Source organism: Paraburkholderia translucens (assembly GCF_020881035.1).
In the GTDB taxonomy this organism is placed as follows: Bacteria; Pseudomonadota; Gammaproteobacteria; order Burkholderiales; family Burkholderiaceae; genus Paraburkholderia; species Paraburkholderia translucens.
Map to the genome: position 1 here is coordinate 1 of NZ_JAJITC010000034.1, position 16,213 is coordinate 16,213.

The following is a 16,213-nucleotide window of genomic DNA, read 5'->3' on the forward strand; positions in this document are numbered from 1 at the left end:
CGTCAGGCTCCTTACCCCAGACAGAAACCCCACCCAGCGCGGTGGGGTTTCTGCGTTTACGCGGCCTTTTACGCGCTTCGTTACTTTCCAATCCGCAGCGCGTCCGCGTAACCCGTCAGTTCCAGATAGGCTCGCCCTACATCAACATTCTGTCGACTCATCCGCACCGCGCCTTCCCAATACACCGCGCCAGTCGACTGTCGTGAATCGAGTTCCTGATCTTCCATCAGCGGATCGAGTTGCCACGTCTGCGAGCCCGTTCTAACCGTCATCGACACCGGATACGAAGCATTCGTACGCGGCGAGCGCCACACGCGACGTGTCGTGAAGGAGACTTCATCAGGCCCGAAGTTCGTTACCTGTCCGTCAGGTTGGCGAAGCGTCGCGTGGGCCCATATTGCATGTCCATCTCGGCTACGGATCTTGAATGCCATCAGTGCGGAGCCGTCCGTCAGATTGGCGCCGAGCCAATCCCATCCGACCGCATTGGCATCGAGCAACGTGCTCGACCACTCGTGATCCAGCCATGCGGTGCCCGTCACCGCCGTAGTGCGCGTCGAGTCGTTTCCACCCGTGGCAGGACGTACCACCGCGCCTGTGACGCGGAGTTGCGGTTGGCTGTAGTAATAGCTGGCCTGTTCGGGCCGCGGTCCTTTGCGCGAGTAACCGCGCTCGCCCTGAATCAGCGGGGGTTGCGTTGGCATCAGTTTCAGATGTAGCGAGAATCCGTTTGCGTCGGCGGTGACGTCGTAGTGGCCGTCCGCGGCGCGAATCATTTTCCAGGCGTCGAGTTTGACGTTGGTGGTGGCGGGCTTTGCGTAGGCGATCCCGAAACCCTCGCGAGCGATGCGCTGATCGTGAGCGAGGCGTCCGAGCGCAGGGTCGCTCAAGGCAGCGTGCGCGATGATCAGTTGCGAGGGCGCAAAAGCGCTGGGATCGGCGGCGTCGTGACCGGTCGCCGAGCGGAAGAAGGTGATCTGGAATCCGAGCGGCCGGTTTTGCGGTGTCGTCAGCCAACCCGTCGCGTACCACCATTCGTTGCGGAATGCCGGATGGGCACCAGTGTCTTGCGGAAACAAGATCGAATGGTCGGGCGTGACTGCCGCGAAGGCGGCCGGGCTGGACGCAGAGCGTTCGCTGCTGGCGGCATACGATGTCGACACAGCAGCCATGCCGACGCAAACCAGGCCTGAAAAAAGAAGGTGCGGGCGTCGCAGAAGTACCCGGCTGCGTCTGGGCGCGATAGCAATCTCAATCAGAACCGGTACTCCAAACGGCATTGCACGCGCGATCATCATCGAGCGTATTCCGCGTGTAGGTCGCGCAGTTCGCATCACCAGTCCTCCTTAACCGCGCGCACCGCATCCACGGAGACCGCGCCACGTCCCGCGACCACCGCGGTCGAGCACGACAGCAGCAGCATCACCGACGCGACTGCGCCTAGCACGAACCACGGCACATGCAACGACATGCTCCAGTGAAACGACTGTGGATTGACGACGAACACGAGAATCAGGCTGATCGCGAAACCAAGCGCGAATCCGAGCGCAATGCCGCATGCGGCGAGCAAGCCGCCCTCCGACGCGAGGATAGCCAGCACCTGCGCGCGCGTCACGCCGACGTGGCGCAACATCCCAAACTCGCGGGCGCGCGCGAGCGTTTGCGCGGAAAACGTCGCGGCGACGCCGAACAATCCGATCACGATGGCCACCGCCTCGAGCAGATACGTGACTGCAAAACTGCGGTCGAAAATAACCAGCGTGCGCGCACGAATCTCACCGGGTTGAGACAACTCGAGCGACGCGCCGAACGGCAACGCCCTCAGTTCCTCCACAACGCGCTCGACACTCAGGCCTCGCTCGACGGTCACGGCGACATCGGTTGCGGTGGAATCGCCGGTCAGCCGACGATAATCGGCGAGCCGTATCTGGGTCGCGCCGCTTTGCCGTGCGTAATCGCGCCACACGCCAGCTACAACGAACGTTTGTCCGTGCTCGCCAAGCGGCAAGCGCACACGCTGGCCCAACCTATATCCATACAGATCGATCATCGCTTCGGACACCCAAATAGGTATATCGCCGGCGCGAAGTGCGGACAGCGGCAGCACCGCGCCGGTCATTTGCAGGTTCGCGCCCGGGTCGGCCGCGTCGATTTCGCGCGCGAGCAGGGCGACGTCCGGGCGCGCGGGATCGAGCGTCAGATGGGTGATACGCGCGAACGCGGCGCGGCGGATGCCGGGCAGCGCCGCGATCCGCGTCTGTTCATCGGGCCGCAAGCCGCCACTGTCGGCGCTATTGCCGCCCGACGCAACGCGCACATACAGATCGGCGGACAGCAGATGCGTGACCCAATCGTCGACGGATACGCGGAAACTGGCCACCATGATCGCCATCGCGACGATCAGCGCGAAGCTCGACAGCACGCCGCTCATCGCAATCGACGCCTGCCCCGGCGCATTCGCGAGACGCGCGATCGCGAGCGTGCCTGTCGCGCCCGCGCGGCGTCGCTTGCCGCGCGCTCGGCTCGCCGCGCCGAATGTCAGCGCGGTTACGCGCGGCATCAGCGCGATGCCGCCGACGAGCAACAATGCAACCGCCAGATAACCGGCGATCGGCGCATCGAACCACGGCGGCACGCGCGTCAGCGCGGCGGCGGCCAGCAAACAGCCGAACGCAGGCCACGGCGTCGCGAGCCGCGCCAACGCGCCTTCCTCGGCGCCGGCCTTGAGTGCCGCTGCAGGCCGTGCGCGCGCCGCATCGACGGCGGGCGCGACGCTGCCCAACACCGACACCGCGATGCCGAGCGCGAGAAACACCGCGCTCGCGAGCGGCTCGAAACCGACTCGCGGTTGCACGCCCGGGAAATAGCCTCCGCCGAGATCGCTGCCGAAGAAGCGCAGTGCGCCGCTGGCCATCGCGTAGCCGAGCGCAAGTCCGCACACCGAACCGAGCAGCCCGAGCAGCGCACCTTCGATCAGGATCTGCCGCAATAGCTGAGCTCGCGTGAGTCCGAGCACGCGCAGCATCGCGAATTGCGAGCGGCGTCGCACGACGCCGAGTGCCTGCGTCGAAAACACGAGGAACGCGCCCGTGAACAGCGCGACCAGCGCGAGCACGTTCATGTTGATCCGATAAGCGCGCGACAGGCGATCGGTGCGGCTTTGCGTATCTCGCGTCTCTGCGACCACCCACGCATTGCCGAGCCGCTGTTGAAGCGCCCGTTTGAAGCGTTGCCGATCGATGCCGCGTTCCAGTTGCACGTCGACGCGCGACAGCTTGCCCACTTTGCCGAACTTCCATTGCACGGCGGCGATGTCCATCACCGCGAGCCGTTGCCCCGGTCGCGTCCGCACGAGCCCGCCCGCGACGCGCAGATGCAGATCGGACGTGCCGCTGCGCAGCGTCAAATCGTCTCCGGCCTTGAGGTTCAGCCATTGCTGCGCGGCGGTCGACAGAAATACCGCATCGGAGGCAAGCGTGTCGAACGGCCGCTCAGACGATGGCACGCCGATCAGATCGGGCGTGATCCGGCTCGCCTTGAAGATGTCGATGCCGAGGACCGGCAGGGCGCCGCGGTGGCCCGGCACCGCGACATCGAACGCGAGCACGGGGCTCGCCAGCGACACACCGGGCTCGTTGGCCAGACGCGGATAGAGGGACTCGTCGACGAAAGGCTGCGCACCGCGCACTTCTAAATCGGCTTCACCGGACAGACTGCGCGCGGCCGCCGAAAATTCGTTGAAGGCCGCGCTGTTGATCAATTGCACCGCGTAGCCGAGCGCGACGCCTAGCGCGATCGTAGCGATCGCGACGAGTGCGCGTCCGCGGTGGCTGCGCCATTCCGCGGCCAACAGCCAGCGCGCGACCACGCGATATCCCCGCGTGCGCGGCAGTGGGCGAAGCTCAGCGGCCATCGTCGGTCGAACGGGCCGCGGCATGCGCGGCGTTCGCGGTTCTTTGGCGCGCGGCATGAAGGCTGCCGTCGCTCAGGATCAACACGCGGTCGGCTACGGCGGCCGCGGCTTCCGAGTGCGTGACCATGATCGTCGCCGCACCGGTCGCCTTGCTTTGGGCGCGGAACAGGCCGAGCACGTCGTGCGCGGTCGCGGGGTCGAGGTTGCCGGTCGGTTCGTCGGCGAGAAGCAGCGTCGGGCGATGCGCGAGCGCTCGCGCGATCGCGACGCGCTGCAACTCACCGCCGGATAGATCTCGCGGAAAGTCGTCGCCGCGTCCGCCGAGGCCGACCGCCGCGAGCATGTCGAGTGCGGCGGCAGTCGGCAGATCGTTGAGCAGCAGTGGCAGCGCGACGTTTTGCGCGAGCGTCAGATGCGGCAGCACGTGAAACGCCTGGAAGACGAAGCCGAGCTTCTGACGGCGCAGACGCGTCGCGGCGTTATCGTCGAGTTGCTCGATGGCGCGTCCGCCGATTAGCACGCTGCCGCTATCGGCGCGGTCGAGTCCGGCGATCAGGTTGAGCAGCGTCGATTTGCCGACGCCCGAGTCGCCCATGATCGCGACGAATTCGCCCGCTGCGAGCGTGAAGTCGAGCTGTGCAAGCACGATGCGGCCGGCGCCGTAGCGTTTGCTGAGGCCGCGGCATTCGAGTGCGGGTACGACGAAGTCGTCACGAAGCGTCATGCGGGGAGATCCTGAAAGGCGGCCGGGCGATGGAGCCGGCCGGGTGAAATGAGTGTGCCTCGTCGCGCGATCTTTCGCAGCAGCAGGCATGGAGTACCCTGATTTTGCGTAAGGAAAATGAAGGTTTCTCCGGGTCTCGGACGGGTAGTTTCGAGGCTTGGTGATGGACTTGCGGGGCACGGTTGTCGCTCCCGTTGCGGATCGATTTAGAGCAGGGGTACAAAAATTTTTTTATCGCTGCGAAGGCAAACTTTTGTTGGAGCCACGGCGTTCGGCACCTCTCAACGACCGGTTGGCCGCACGAGCTGTTCCAGCCAAACCAACCCGAGGAAGAGCGAGCGCATAAAAGCGGCCAACTTTCGGGTAATTGCCAGCTTTTGCCGGCAAATTTTCGACGCCCCGCGAGGCCTTTCTGGCATTGTGCACGCGCACATTTCGATGCGTTTTGCAAGTGCCCGCGTCGCAAAGATGTTTTGTGGTGCGGATTTTGCTGCTGTTGCGCTGCAAAATTATTCTTATCTTGGTAATCTCCCACCCTTGGTCAGTCGGCTGCGGGTAAACGTGTAGCGGGACACCCCTTCACGCGTCTGTTTCAGCACACTCCAACTTACATTTCCATTTCAACGCCTGCTGTTTTCGGGGCGTTGATGCGGCGTTTTGTACTTCAAGTTTTGACAGAGCACATGCCATTGCCTCTCCTAAGTCTTCTCATCTGGATCCCCATCGTCGCCGGGTTCGTGGTCCTGCGCGCCGGGTCCGACGCGGCGCGTAACCGCACGCGTTGGCTCGCGCTGATCGGCGCGGTGGCGGGTTTCCTGCCGGTGATCCCGCTCGTGGCGAATTTCCGCAACGACGTGACCTCGATGCAGTTCGTCGAAAACGTTCGCTGGTCGCCGACGTTCGATATCGCATGGCATGTGGGAATCGACGGGATTTCGCTTTGGCTGGTCGCGCTGACCGCGCTGACGACGATCATCATCGTGATCGCGTCGTGGGAGTCGATCACGCAGCGCACCGCGCAGTACTTTGGCGCGTTCCTGATGCTATCGGGTTTCATGCAGGGCGTGTTCACGTCGCTCGACGGCATGATGTTCTTCATCGCGTTCGAGGCGACGCTGATTCCGCTGTATCTGCTGATTGGCACCTACGGTCACAAGAATCGCACGTATGCAGCGGTGAAGTTCTTCTTCGTGTCGTTCGTCGGCTCGCTGATGATGCTGATGTCGCTGCTCTATCTGTATAGCCAGACGCACAGCTTCGACCTTGCGGTGTGGCGCGAAGCGCATCTCGACATGGTGCCGCAGGCGCTGATCTTCCTGGGCTTTCTCGCCGCGTTCGGCGTGAAGGTGCCGATGTGGCCGCTGCATACGTGGCTGCCTGACGTGCACCTCGACGGCCCGACCGGCGCCGCGGTGATGATCGGCATGCTGAAGATCGGCGGCTACGGCCTGCTGCGTTTCGCGCTGCCGATCGCGCCGCAAGCGAGCCACTTCTTCGCGCCGATGATGATCACGTTGTCGCTCGTCGCGGTGATCTACTCGAGCCTGCTCGCGCTCGTGCAAACCGACATGCGCCGTCTGCTTGCGTATTCGACGGTCGCGCACATGGGCCTCGTCACGCTCGGCCTGTTCGTCTTCAACCGCTTCGGGCAATCCGGCGCGATCGTGCAGATGATCTCGTACGGCGTGGTGTCCGGCGCGATGCTGTTGTGCACCGGCATGCTCTACGACCGCACGAAGACCGCCTCGATCGCTGAATACGGCGGCGTCGCCAACACGATGCCGCGCTTTGCCGCGTTCGTGATGCTGTTCTCGATGGCCAACATCGGTCTGCCCGGCACGTCGGGTTTCGTCGGCGAATTTATGGTGCTGATGGGCGCGATCCGCTTCAACTTCTGGATTGGCGCGATCGCCGCGACCACGCTGATCCTCAGCGCGGCCTACACGCTGTGGATGTACAAGCGCGTGATCTTCGGCGCGATTGCCAACGCCCGCGTCGCGACGCTGAAGGATCTCGGCAAGCGCGAGTTCGTGCTGCTCGGTGCGATGGCGCTGCTCGTCCTCGCGATCGGTCTGGATCCGAAGCCGTTTACCGATGCGATCGATCCGTCGGTCGGCACGCTGCTCGCGCAATCGGAACGCTCGGCACTTCCGACGGACGCGGTACCGGCGGAAGGCGGCGAACATCTGCAGGCAGCGGCTCCCGGGCCGGCTCCCGTCGCCACGCACACTCCGGGTTAAAAGAACAGAGCGCAAGAGTGGTTGTCGCATCCGCGCGTCAGGATGCGGCGACGCTCTTGCGCTTTTGCGCGTCGCGAACAATTCCCCTTTGTCAATGCATGCGTGAGGTAGCAAGTCGAAACCACTGCGCATCAGGCGGTTTTTTAGCGTTTTTTCGGGGGACTTGGCGATGCGTCAACTTTTCGACGCTTCGTTTTGGAGTGTCGCAAACGACGCTGGTGGGTAGGGTGTGCGGGGAATGCGGCAACATGTCGCACCGCGTCGCGGTGCAATAGATCGTTGCTAAATCGAGTGTTTATCGGCATTCGATGCCCCCCTATTATGCGAGCGCTTATTAATGGAGAGCCGTCGAATGACGTTCGTTGAAGTCAAAAAAACGAGGCAGTGGATATGAAAGGACGGACGCTAGCAAGGCCGGCAAGTTTCATTTCCGCCAGCCTCATGTTGCTGCTTTCGGGTTGCAGTGACCTCGATATTCTGAATCCGAAGGGGAGTGTGGGACTCGCGGAGCGTGATCTGATCGCGACTTCGGTGTGGGCCATGCTGATCGTCGTGGTGCCGGTCATTCTGATGACACTGTTTTTCGCGTGGCGTTATCGCGCGTCGAACAGGAACGCGGAATACAAACCGGGCTGGACTCATTCGACCGCTGTCGAAGTCGTCGTCTGGACGATTCCGACGCTGATCATTCTGTTCCTCGCCGCGTTGACGTGGCGGACGACGCATGAGCTCGATCCGTATCGTCCGCTCGAGTCGCAGGTCAAGCCGATCAACGTCGAAGTCGTCGCGCTTGACTGGAAGTGGCTGTTCATCTATCCGGACCTTGGCATCGCGTCGGTGAACCAGCTCGCGATTCCCGTCGGCACGCCGGTGAACTTCCGGATCACGTCGGACACGGTGATGAACTCGTTCTTCATCCCGCAGTTGGGCGGCCAGGTCTACGCGATGGCGGGCATGCAAACGCGCCTGCACCTGATCGCCGACCACGCCGGCGACTACGCAGGCCTCACCGCGAACTTCAGCGGCAAGGGCTTCTCGGACATGAAGTTCCGCACGCTCGCCAGCTCGCCTGAAGACTTCAACGCATGGGTTGCAAAAGTGCGCGCTTCGTCGGACCGCCTCGACATGGACCGCTATCACGCGGTATCGGAGCCGAGCGAGAAGGACCCGGTGCACTACTTCTCGACCGTCGACCCGAAGCTCTTCAACAACATCATTGCCCGATACAACAACGGCAACGTCCTCGACAACATGAAGGACGCCAACTGTGCGCCTAAGGGGTAACGCATGTTCGGAAAACTAACCCTCGATGCGATTCCGTATCACGAGCCAATCATCGTTACGGCGGGTGCCGGCATGGTGCTCGCCGCGCTGGCGGTGCTCGGCGGAATCACGTATTTCGGCAAATGGCGCTACCTGTGGAGCGAATGGCTGACGTCCGTCGATCATAAGAAGATCGGCGTCATGTACATCGTCGTCGCGTTCATCATGCTGCTGCGCGGCTTCGCCGACGCAATCATGATGCGTATGCAACTGGCGCTGTCGTACCTGAGCCCGGGCTTTTTGCCGCCGCATCACTACGACCAGATCTTCACCGCGCATGGCGTCATCATGATCTTCTTCATGGCGATGACGTTCATGGTCGGTCTGATGAACCTGGTCGTGCCGTTGCAGATCGGCGCGCGCGACGTCGCGTTCCCGTTCATCAACTCGCTGAGCTTCTGGATGACGGCCGTCAGCGCGATCCTGATCAACATCTCGCTGGTGATCGGTGAGTTCGGGCAGACCGGCTGGCTCGCTTATCCGCCGCTGTCCGAACTGCAGTTCAGCCCCGGCGTCGGCGTCGACTATTACCTGTGGAGCTTGCAGCTCTCCGGTATCGGCACGTTGCTGACCGGTGTGAACTTCTTCGTGACGATCGTGAAGATGCGCGCGCCCGGCATGTCGTTCATGAAGATGCCGGTGTTCACGTGGACCGCGCTATGCACGAACGTGCTGATCATGGCATCGTTCCCGATCCTCACGGTCACGCTCGCACTGCTCGGTCTGGACCGTTACCTCGGCATGCACTTCTTCACGAACGAAGCCGGCGGCAACGCGATGCTGTACCTGAACCTGATCTGGGCATGGGGTCACCCCGAGGTGTACATCCTGATCCTGCCGGCGTTCGGTATCTTCTCGGAAGTCGTCGCGACCTTCGCAAAGAAGCCGCTGTTCGGCTACAAGACGATGGTGTGGGCGACCTGCGCGATCATGGTGCTGTCGTTCCTCGTGTGGCTCCACCACTTCTTCACGATGGGTTCGGGCGCTGACGTCAATGCGTTCTTCGGTATCGCGACGATGGTGATTTCGATTCCGACCGGCGTCAAAGTGTTCAACTGGCTGTTTACGATCTACAAGGGCCGTCTGCAATTCACGACGCCGATTCTGTGGACCATCGGCTTCATCATCACTTTCACGATCGGCGGTATGACCGGCGTGATGATGGCGATTCCGGGCGCGGACTTCGTGTTGCACAACAGCCTGTTCCTGATCGCTCACTTCCACAACGTGATTATCGGTGGCGTGCTGTTCGGTTATCTGGCCGGCTTCAACTACTGGTTCCCGAAGGCGTTCGGCTTCAAGCTGAACGAGAAGATCGGCAAGGCCGCGTTCTGGTTCTGGCAGATCGGCTTCTGGGTGGCGTTCACGCCGCTCTACGTGCTCGGCTTCATGGGCATGACGCGTCGTTTGAACCACTATGACAACCCGGCATGGCATCCGTGGCTGATCGTTGCCGCGTTCGGCGCGGTGCTGATCGCGATCGGTATCGCTTGCCAGTTGCTGCAGCTGGTCGTCAGCATCCGCGATCGCAACCTGCCGGAAAACCGCGACCTCACGGGCGATCCGTGGGACGGGCATACGCTGGAATGGGCAACGAGCTCGCCGCCGCCGGCGTATAACTTTGCGCACATCCCGACGGTTCGCTCGCTCGACGCGTTCACCGAAATGAAGTCGCGCAAGGGAGCGCAGAAAACGCCGGCGTATCGCGACATTCACATGCCGTCGAATACGTCCGCGGGTCTGCTGGTGGGTCTGTTCTCGCTGGTGCTCGGCTTTGCAGCTGTGTGGCACATCTGGTGGCTTGCGATCGTCGGCTTTGTCGGCGCGATCGTCACCGTGATCGTCTACAGCTTCCAGGACAACGAGGGCTATTACATTCCGGCCGACACTGTCGCGCTGATCGAAGAGAAACGCAACGGCGGTGCTGGTGCCGTGGCCGGTGTCGGCGCAAGCGCCGGCAAGCAGGTCGCGCTGGAGGTGGACTGATGTTACAGAAGACTATTGCGGTTGAGCCGCAACTCGCGCCGGACCACGTGCCGTCGCACTCGGTGTTCGGTTTCTGGTTGTACCTGATGACCGACTGCATCATCTTCGCGGCGTTGTTCGCAGTGTTCGCGGTGATGAGCAATCAGTTCGCGGGCGGTCCGAGCGGCAAGGACCTGTTCGAGATCCCGGGCGTCGCGCTCGAAACGGCGATGCTGCTGCTCTCGAGCATCACGTACGGCTTCGCGATGCTCGGCGCGCACAAGAACCGCAAGGGTGCGCTGCTCGGCTGGCTCGGCGTGACGTTCCTGCTGGGTCTCGCGTTCCTCGTGCTGGAAATGCGCGAGTTCTCGCACCTGATCGCCGACGGCGCGGGTCCGGGCCGCAGCGCGTTCCTGTCGTCGTTCTTCACGCTGGTCGGCACGCACGGTCTGCACGTGACGTTCGGCCTGATCTGGATGGTGGTGCTGGCGCTGCAGGTAATGCGTCATCGCGACCTGACCGAACGCGACATGATCCGTCTGACGTGCCTGAGCCTTTTCTGGCACTTCCTCGACGTCGTGTGGATCGGCGTTTTCACCTTTGTCTATCTTGCGAGCGTGATCTAAATGGACCATAGTCATAACGCCCATGGCGCGCACTCGGAAGGCGGCCACGGCAGCTTCGGCAGCTATACCGCGGGCTTCGTGCTGTCGGTCATTCTGACCGTCGCGGCATTCGCGCTCGTGATGACCGGCACGTTGACGGGCCAGAGCGCGCTGCTTGCAATCGCAGGCCTCGCGTTCGTGCAGATCCTCGTGCACTTGGTGTTCTTCCTGCATATGAACACGTCGTCGTCGCAACGCTGGAACGTGACGGCGTTTGCGTTCACCGCACTGACCGCGGTGATCGTGATCGGCGGCACGTTGTGGGTGATGCACAACGTCAGCATGAACATGATGTCGCGATAAGCGGATAGCGCTATAGCGTCAGCCTCATAAATAGCCCCGCAAGATTCCGGTCTTGCGGGGCTTTTCTTTTGTCTGGCAGATCTGATTTTATTGGACGCCTGACTGGCGCTTCTGCTGGAAGCGCGATACGGTGTGGCCGATTGCGCTGCGAGTCCAGCGGAATCTAGCAACCGGCATGATCAGTCCGTGCCAGATTTCGGCGATCTCGGTCCGTATAGCAGCCCATTCGGCGGCCCCGCGTGCAGCAGCCGATAACTCGTCACGGCGGCAATATCGTGACTTTTGTCCGACAGCGAGTTTGCAATCTGTTTGACCGCCGCGGACACGAGCATGCCGATCAGGCTGCCGCCGCTGTAGTTGTTCCCCTCGTTGCTGTTGGCACTTGCGCTGCCCTGCCACAATACATCGCCAGTCTTCAGGTCCACCAGCTTCGCCGACGCCGTGACGACAGTCGCGCTATCGACCACGTGGTACAGGGTGCCGAATTGCGTGATCTTCGAATACAGCACCGCGTCGGCACCGAAGATCTCCCGAAGCTTCGCGGGGGAGGTTGCCTGAATATCGGCCGGGACGGTCAAGCCGTTCTGGCGGAATGTCTCATCCATCACGGCGACTGGCACCACGTAATAACCCGATTCGGCGAGGGGCATCGTCATCTGCGACAGCATGCTGTTCGTCGCGTGCACGTCGGTAGTCTCGTTTTCGGGTGGAAGAACGAGGATCGAGTGCGGCCTGCTGTTCCTGAAAGCGGTGTAATCGGCATGCTTGACAGGCTGCGCGCACGCAGCCAACAACGTGAACGTCGAGAGGGCAAACCAAAGTCTGAAAGAAAGGAGTCTGGACATGAGGGCTCGCTTAAGGCTGTTTCGTTTTCTGTTTCATCAGGAAATCCATGTAGGTCGAGGACTCCGGAAACAGATCCTTCTCAGCCCCGAACTGCTCCATGGCCGGTCCGTCCTTGCCGAGGCTCGCGTACAGCATGCCAAGTTGTGCATGAAAACCTGGCGGGGGCGTGGCGCCCTTTGCGCGGATTTCCTGCAGTGCTTTTTCAAGTGCGTCGATCTGTTGCCGAGGGTCCTTGTCTCTCTGAAGATAGTCATAGACCGCCGGCTGGTAGCCGGTCCACTGGTAAAGGGGCGGCGGGCTGCTGGCCGCACATCCCGTGAGGAGCACCGCGACTGTCATTGCCGGCAACAGCATTCCCCGTATCTTGCCCGTATGTTTCATCGTCAATCCCGTGAGTGTGATGGCGCGTCGCACGAAAATCGGTGCGACGCCGCTGCGTCTTGCGCCTATCGCGATACCTTGAGCGCGCCTTGATCGACTTGCGCAGCCAGGTGGTTGACCGCCTCCTGGATCGCAAGGTCGAGGACCTTGCCATTCAGGGTAGAGTCGTAGCCGGCGGTGCCCCCAAAGCCGATGATTTCGCGATTCGACAGGCTGTATTCGCCGGCCCCCTGGCTCGACGCCACGACTTCCGAAGTCGTGGTATTGACGACGTTCAGACTCACCTTTGCATAAGCCACCTGGTTCCTGCCGCTGCCGAGAATGCCAAAGAGCTGGCGATCACCCACTTCCTTGCGGCCAAACTCGGTGATGTCGCCAGTGACGACAAAGTTCGCGCCCTTGATCGCCTGTCCCTGCTTCATGAAACCAGCTTCCTGACTGATTTCAGCGAGGTTGTCACGATCGAGCACGTTGAAGCGCCCGCTCTGCTGCAGGGCGGTGATCAGGATGGTCTTCGCTTGCCCTCCAAGACGGTCGACTCCGTCCGAGAAAATACCTCGCATATAGCTGGACCGGTTGTCGAATTTGCCCACGGCCATCTCGATGCGCTGGCCCGCGTAGGGAGTTTGGGAAACGCTCACCGGCTGAACCGTCAGCGAACGCGACGACTCAGTGGCACATCCGCCCAACGCCAGCGCGGCGGCGACCACTGCAACTCCATATACCTTTGACATATTCATCGTTCTCCTTTTGGATAAAACAGAATTGATCGACGCATTCATCAGAATTGCGCTGTTACCTGAAAGCCGAGCGTCACTTGCGCCGTCGGAAAGTCCGAGGGCTTATAGACAGGGGTGCCAGCAAACAGGTCATAGGCGAGGGCACCGGCCTTCGCTGACGTGCTGCCCCTGATACCGACCACGGCGCCCGCCAGTTGCGTACCGGCGAGATAGACGGCGCTCGGACCGAATACATGGCCGTAGTCGATGCCCGCGTAGAACGACTGGCCGGTCGAACCAATCGGCAACTGCAGCTCGTTGCGCCAGTAGAAGCCGCGTTCGGCCGCGAGCATGGTTTCACCGTCGAAGCCGCGCACGGTGTAGCGGCTGCCGATCGTCAGGTCGTCGATATAGTTGAGCGTGTTGTTCGTGAACTGGCCATGAACCGACGTGACGTACCGTAGGGGGCTGGCTCGCGATCGGGAACGGTACCGACAGGTTGGCGTCGAGCACGGCCATGCGGAAGCGGTAGGTCGGGCCGCACGGGTAAAAATCCGGAGTTGCGCCGAGGCCGCCGATGCCCTGGCGATACGCGAACGAACCGTCGAATTGCGAAGCGCCGAAGTAGTGGCGATCGGTCAGCGCCGCTTCGATGAACGTGTTGTTGCGACGCTGCTGCGGGATATCGGTGTCTTCGATGAAGCTCTCGCCAAAGCGCTTCGTCAGACGGAACTGCGCGCCGAGGACATTGTTCTGGCTGCGCAGAAGCACCCGTTGCAGTTTGAAGTCCACTGTCTGTGCATTGCCGCTTGCGACGAAGGTGTAGTTTGCGCCTGCGATCGGCTGGTAGTACGTGTTCGTGTATGCCGACAGCGTGCCGGTCCAGTAGCCCCACGGAATCGAATAGGAGCCGTTCCAGCCGTGCGAGCCCAAACTTCTGTCGCCGAATTCGAGGTCCTGGCTCACGCCGGCGGTGAAGATATCGTTCAGGCCGAGCGGGTTGTCGAGGCCGAGGCTCAGGTTGCCTTGGAGTTTGCCGGTTGCGCGCGTGCCGGAGTTGTCGATCGAGGCGACGACGGTCCACGGCTTCGTACGCTTCACGTCCAGTACCACGTCGCTCTCGCCGGGGACGCTGGTGGGGACGATCTGCATGGAGACGTCCTGGCCGGCGACCCGCTTCATCTGTTCAAGGCCCTGTTCGAGGTCGCGCAGGTTTAGTACGTTGCCGTCGCGCGTCGGGAATGCGGATTTCCATGTGCCGCGTGTGGACGGATTGGAGAATCGAATCTGGTTGATTACGCCGGGGACTAGCGCGAATTTCAGCGTCCCGGTTGAGAGATCCTGTTCGGGTAACAGGACGCGCGTCGTGATGTAGCCGCGGCTGAGGATCTGCTGTTGCAGGCTTTTGGTGAGCGTATCAATGCCCTGTTTGCCAATGCATTGACCTCTGTAGTGGTCGAGCCATTCGCGCACAAATGCGAAGCGGTCGAGCGGCAGGGCGGATGCGCCTTGCGCGCGCATTGGATCGGGGAGTGTCGGTGGTACGTCCAGCACGAATCTGTCGATGCGGAAACACGGCGTTTCGATGGGCAGGTCGGGCCAGCCCGAAGCTTGCTCGATAGTCGAGCGTACCGAGGGTGCGTTGACGGCCGCTTCGCGTTGCTGCGCTTCTTGCTGTTGTTGAACCTGCTGGTTCTGTTCCGAGTTGGCGCGTGCTGCTGCGGCCGTGTCGGCGTGTGTTGGCGTCTGCTGCGCGTGGGACGCAAGCGATACCATGGCTGTGAGCGGCAAGGCCGCCAGCCTTTTTCCTATCTTCATTTTCGTTTACAGGTGCGGAGCAGTTGGAACAGGGCAAACCACGCAAGGTTGCTCGGATTACCAGCCCGCTATCGAAGGTGCCGTTATGACAAAGACGTCGTGCTCCTGTTGTTCCGCTTGTATGAATTTGGCTGCCGCAAGATTGTTCACCTCTGCGACATCCTGGCTCACAGGCGGGTCCGCCCCGTCCCAAATGCAGTCGGACCTGGCTTCGAATCCCGGGGCATGCCATATCCCTCCCTCGACCCGAGCAACGACCAAGCCGTGCTTCGCGGCAGAGATGCAAATTGCCACCGCAGCTTCGGCCGACAGCTTCATCACGACGCTTCCACCGAGCTCGAAGAAGTCATTCGGTGATACGTAAAGCCTCTGTAGTTCAATACTCATTCGATTCACTTCCAATTGATTCGACTATCAGGAATCCAACCCGGATCGCTCTTTCCACTTACTTGCACAACCTCTCCGGTCCGGTCATTGACCACTATGTAGCCACCTTTCGAACCATAGACAGATGCGGTGTCATTTCTGGCCTGGTCATTCGGCGTCTTCGGCGCGGAGCGATTGTCCGCGGTATGACCGACTGCCCTGCTGCAATCACGGTTTCAATGTTCTGGTTAGTCCACCCTGTGGTCCCAAGAACCTTTGATATTGCCCACCGATCTAGATTTTTGAATACATCGCTTTCAGAGATTCCATGAACTGGCCATTCACGCCTTGACTGAGCGCATCCCAACTATCCAAGTGAAAGTTGCTTAGCAACTCCGCAAGCTTTGGCGAGGCGTTGAAGTACAAGACATTCCAGAGTATTTCAGCGTCCAAGCTGTTTGCCTTGTCACCGAAATTCAACAGGTTCTCTAACAGATGAGCTCCCGCTTCGCCTGATATCTCCTTGCGATGCGTACCTTCCAGAAGTCCAACGTGAACGTTAATGCGGAGGAAGTCAACAACAGCCTGCCTCCATAATTCGGGCATCGATCCAAATTGACCTCCATGCACTTGTGACAGCGCCGCGTTCGGAGAGAAATCATCAAGTCCAGATACGACAAGCTGTTTCTGATAGTCAATCTCAGGGAATGAAGTCATGGCCGTCTCATTTTCCAGGGAACTTAAATTTCGCAATCTCGCCTCTATTGATTGCCTTGACCGCAGGGTTAGTCTTCGGCGTTTTGCTTGCAAAGCGAATATCCAGTTAGTGACGTTGCCCTCGATTTTCGTATCCGCTAACCGAGCACTTATTATGCCGCTTCCTTTCGCTGTGCGGCGTGCCAGTCTTGTTCAAATTGCATCGGACTGACGTAATTCAACGTCGAGTGCAA

General features: G+C 61.1%; 13 protein-coding genes and 2 pseudogenes. 5 read left to right on the plus strand and 10 right to left on the minus strand.

The window, feature by feature from the left end; translation table 11 throughout:
• Positions 1-80: 80 nt before the first annotated feature.
• The 3 genes from LJ655_RS29795 to LJ655_RS29805 form a co-directional block, all read right to left on the minus strand.
• Positions 81-1,172, minus strand: coding sequence for a lipocalin-like domain-containing protein (locus LJ655_RS29795; RefSeq protein ID WP_425605853.1), 1,092 nt, complete (start codon positions 1,170-1,172; stop codon positions 81-83).
• A 161-nt stretch (positions 1,173-1,333) separates the two neighbouring features.
• Positions 1,334-3,913, minus strand: coding sequence for an FtsX-like permease family protein (locus LJ655_RS29800; protein WP_230564742.1), 2,580 nt, complete (start codon positions 3,911-3,913; stop codon positions 1,334-1,336).
• Positions 3,903-4,637, minus strand: coding sequence for an ABC transporter ATP-binding protein (locus LJ655_RS29805; RefSeq protein WP_230564743.1), 735 nt, complete (start codon positions 4,635-4,637; stop codon positions 3,903-3,905). The genes LJ655_RS29800 and LJ655_RS29805 overlap by 11 nt, the downstream gene beginning before the upstream one ends.
• Positions 4,638-5,320: 683 nt before the next feature.
• Between LJ655_RS29805 and LJ655_RS29810 the strand changes: the two genes are divergently transcribed.
• The 5 genes from LJ655_RS29810 (at position 5,321) to cyoD (ending at position 11,133) form a co-directional block, all read left to right on the plus strand.
• A complete protein-coding gene (locus LJ655_RS29810; protein ID WP_230564744.1) occupies positions 5,321-6,877 on the plus strand; it encodes a complex I subunit 4 family protein in 1,557 nt (518 codons plus the stop codon).
• Between the two features lie 390 nt (positions 6,878-7,267).
• Entirely contained in the window at positions 7,268-8,161 is an 894-nt protein-coding gene (gene cyoA, locus LJ655_RS29815) for a ubiquinol oxidase subunit II (RefSeq protein ID WP_230564745.1), read from the plus strand.
• A 3-nt stretch (positions 8,162-8,164) separates the two neighbouring features.
• Positions 8,165-10,186: a cytochrome o ubiquinol oxidase subunit I gene (gene cyoB / locus LJ655_RS29820; RefSeq protein WP_230564746.1), complete on the plus strand. Its 2,022-nt coding sequence runs from the start codon at positions 8,165-8,167 to the stop codon at positions 10,184-10,186.
• Positions 10,186-10,791, plus strand: a complete 606-nt coding sequence (gene cyoC, locus LJ655_RS29825; RefSeq protein WP_230564747.1) for a cytochrome o ubiquinol oxidase subunit III — start codon at positions 10,186-10,188, stop codon at positions 10,789-10,791. The genes cyoB and cyoC overlap by 1 nt, the downstream gene beginning before the upstream one ends.
• Complete coding sequence (cyoD, locus tag LJ655_RS29830) at positions 10,792-11,133, plus strand: cytochrome o ubiquinol oxidase subunit IV (protein WP_230564748.1); 342 nt, start codon at positions 10,792-10,794, stop codon at positions 11,131-11,133.
• Positions 11,134-11,312: 179 nt separating this feature from the next.
• On the opposite strand, the gene LJ655_RS29835 is transcribed toward cyoD, so the two are convergent.
• From LJ655_RS29835 to LJ655_RS29865, 7 genes and pseudogenes are all read right to left on the minus strand, one after another.
• Positions 11,313-11,978 (minus strand): DUF799 domain-containing protein, encoded by a 666-nt coding sequence (locus LJ655_RS29835; RefSeq protein ID WP_230564749.1) that lies wholly within the window; start codon positions 11,976-11,978, stop codon positions 11,313-11,315.
• Between the two features lie 10 nt (positions 11,979-11,988).
• A complete protein-coding gene (locus tag LJ655_RS29840; RefSeq protein ID WP_230564750.1) occupies positions 11,989-12,360 on the minus strand; it encodes a DUF4810 domain-containing protein in 372 nt (123 codons plus the stop codon).
• Positions 12,361-12,425: 65 nt separating this feature from the next.
• A complete protein-coding gene (locus LJ655_RS29845; protein ID WP_230564753.1) occupies positions 12,426-13,100 on the minus strand; it encodes a CsgG/HfaB family protein in 675 nt (224 codons plus the stop codon).
• 41 nt (positions 13,101-13,141) lie between these two features.
• Positions 13,142-14,897: pseudogene (locus LJ655_RS29850) on the minus strand (ShlB/FhaC/HecB family hemolysin secretion/activation protein).
• Positions 14,898-14,954: 57 nt separating this feature from the next.
• Positions 14,955-15,284, minus strand: a complete 330-nt coding sequence (locus LJ655_RS29855) for a colicin immunity protein (RefSeq protein ID WP_230564751.1) — start codon at positions 15,282-15,284, stop codon at positions 14,955-14,957.
• A gap of 5 nt (positions 15,285-15,289) precedes the next feature.
• A pseudogene (locus LJ655_RS29860) lies at positions 15,290-15,418 on the minus strand (colicin E5-related ribonuclease); the annotation flags it as partial.
• Between the two features lie 139 nt (positions 15,419-15,557).
• Positions 15,558-15,980 (minus strand): hypothetical protein, encoded by a 423-nt coding sequence (locus LJ655_RS29865; RefSeq protein ID WP_230564752.1) that lies wholly within the window; start codon positions 15,978-15,980, stop codon positions 15,558-15,560.
• Positions 15,981-16,213: the final 233 nt, after the last annotated feature.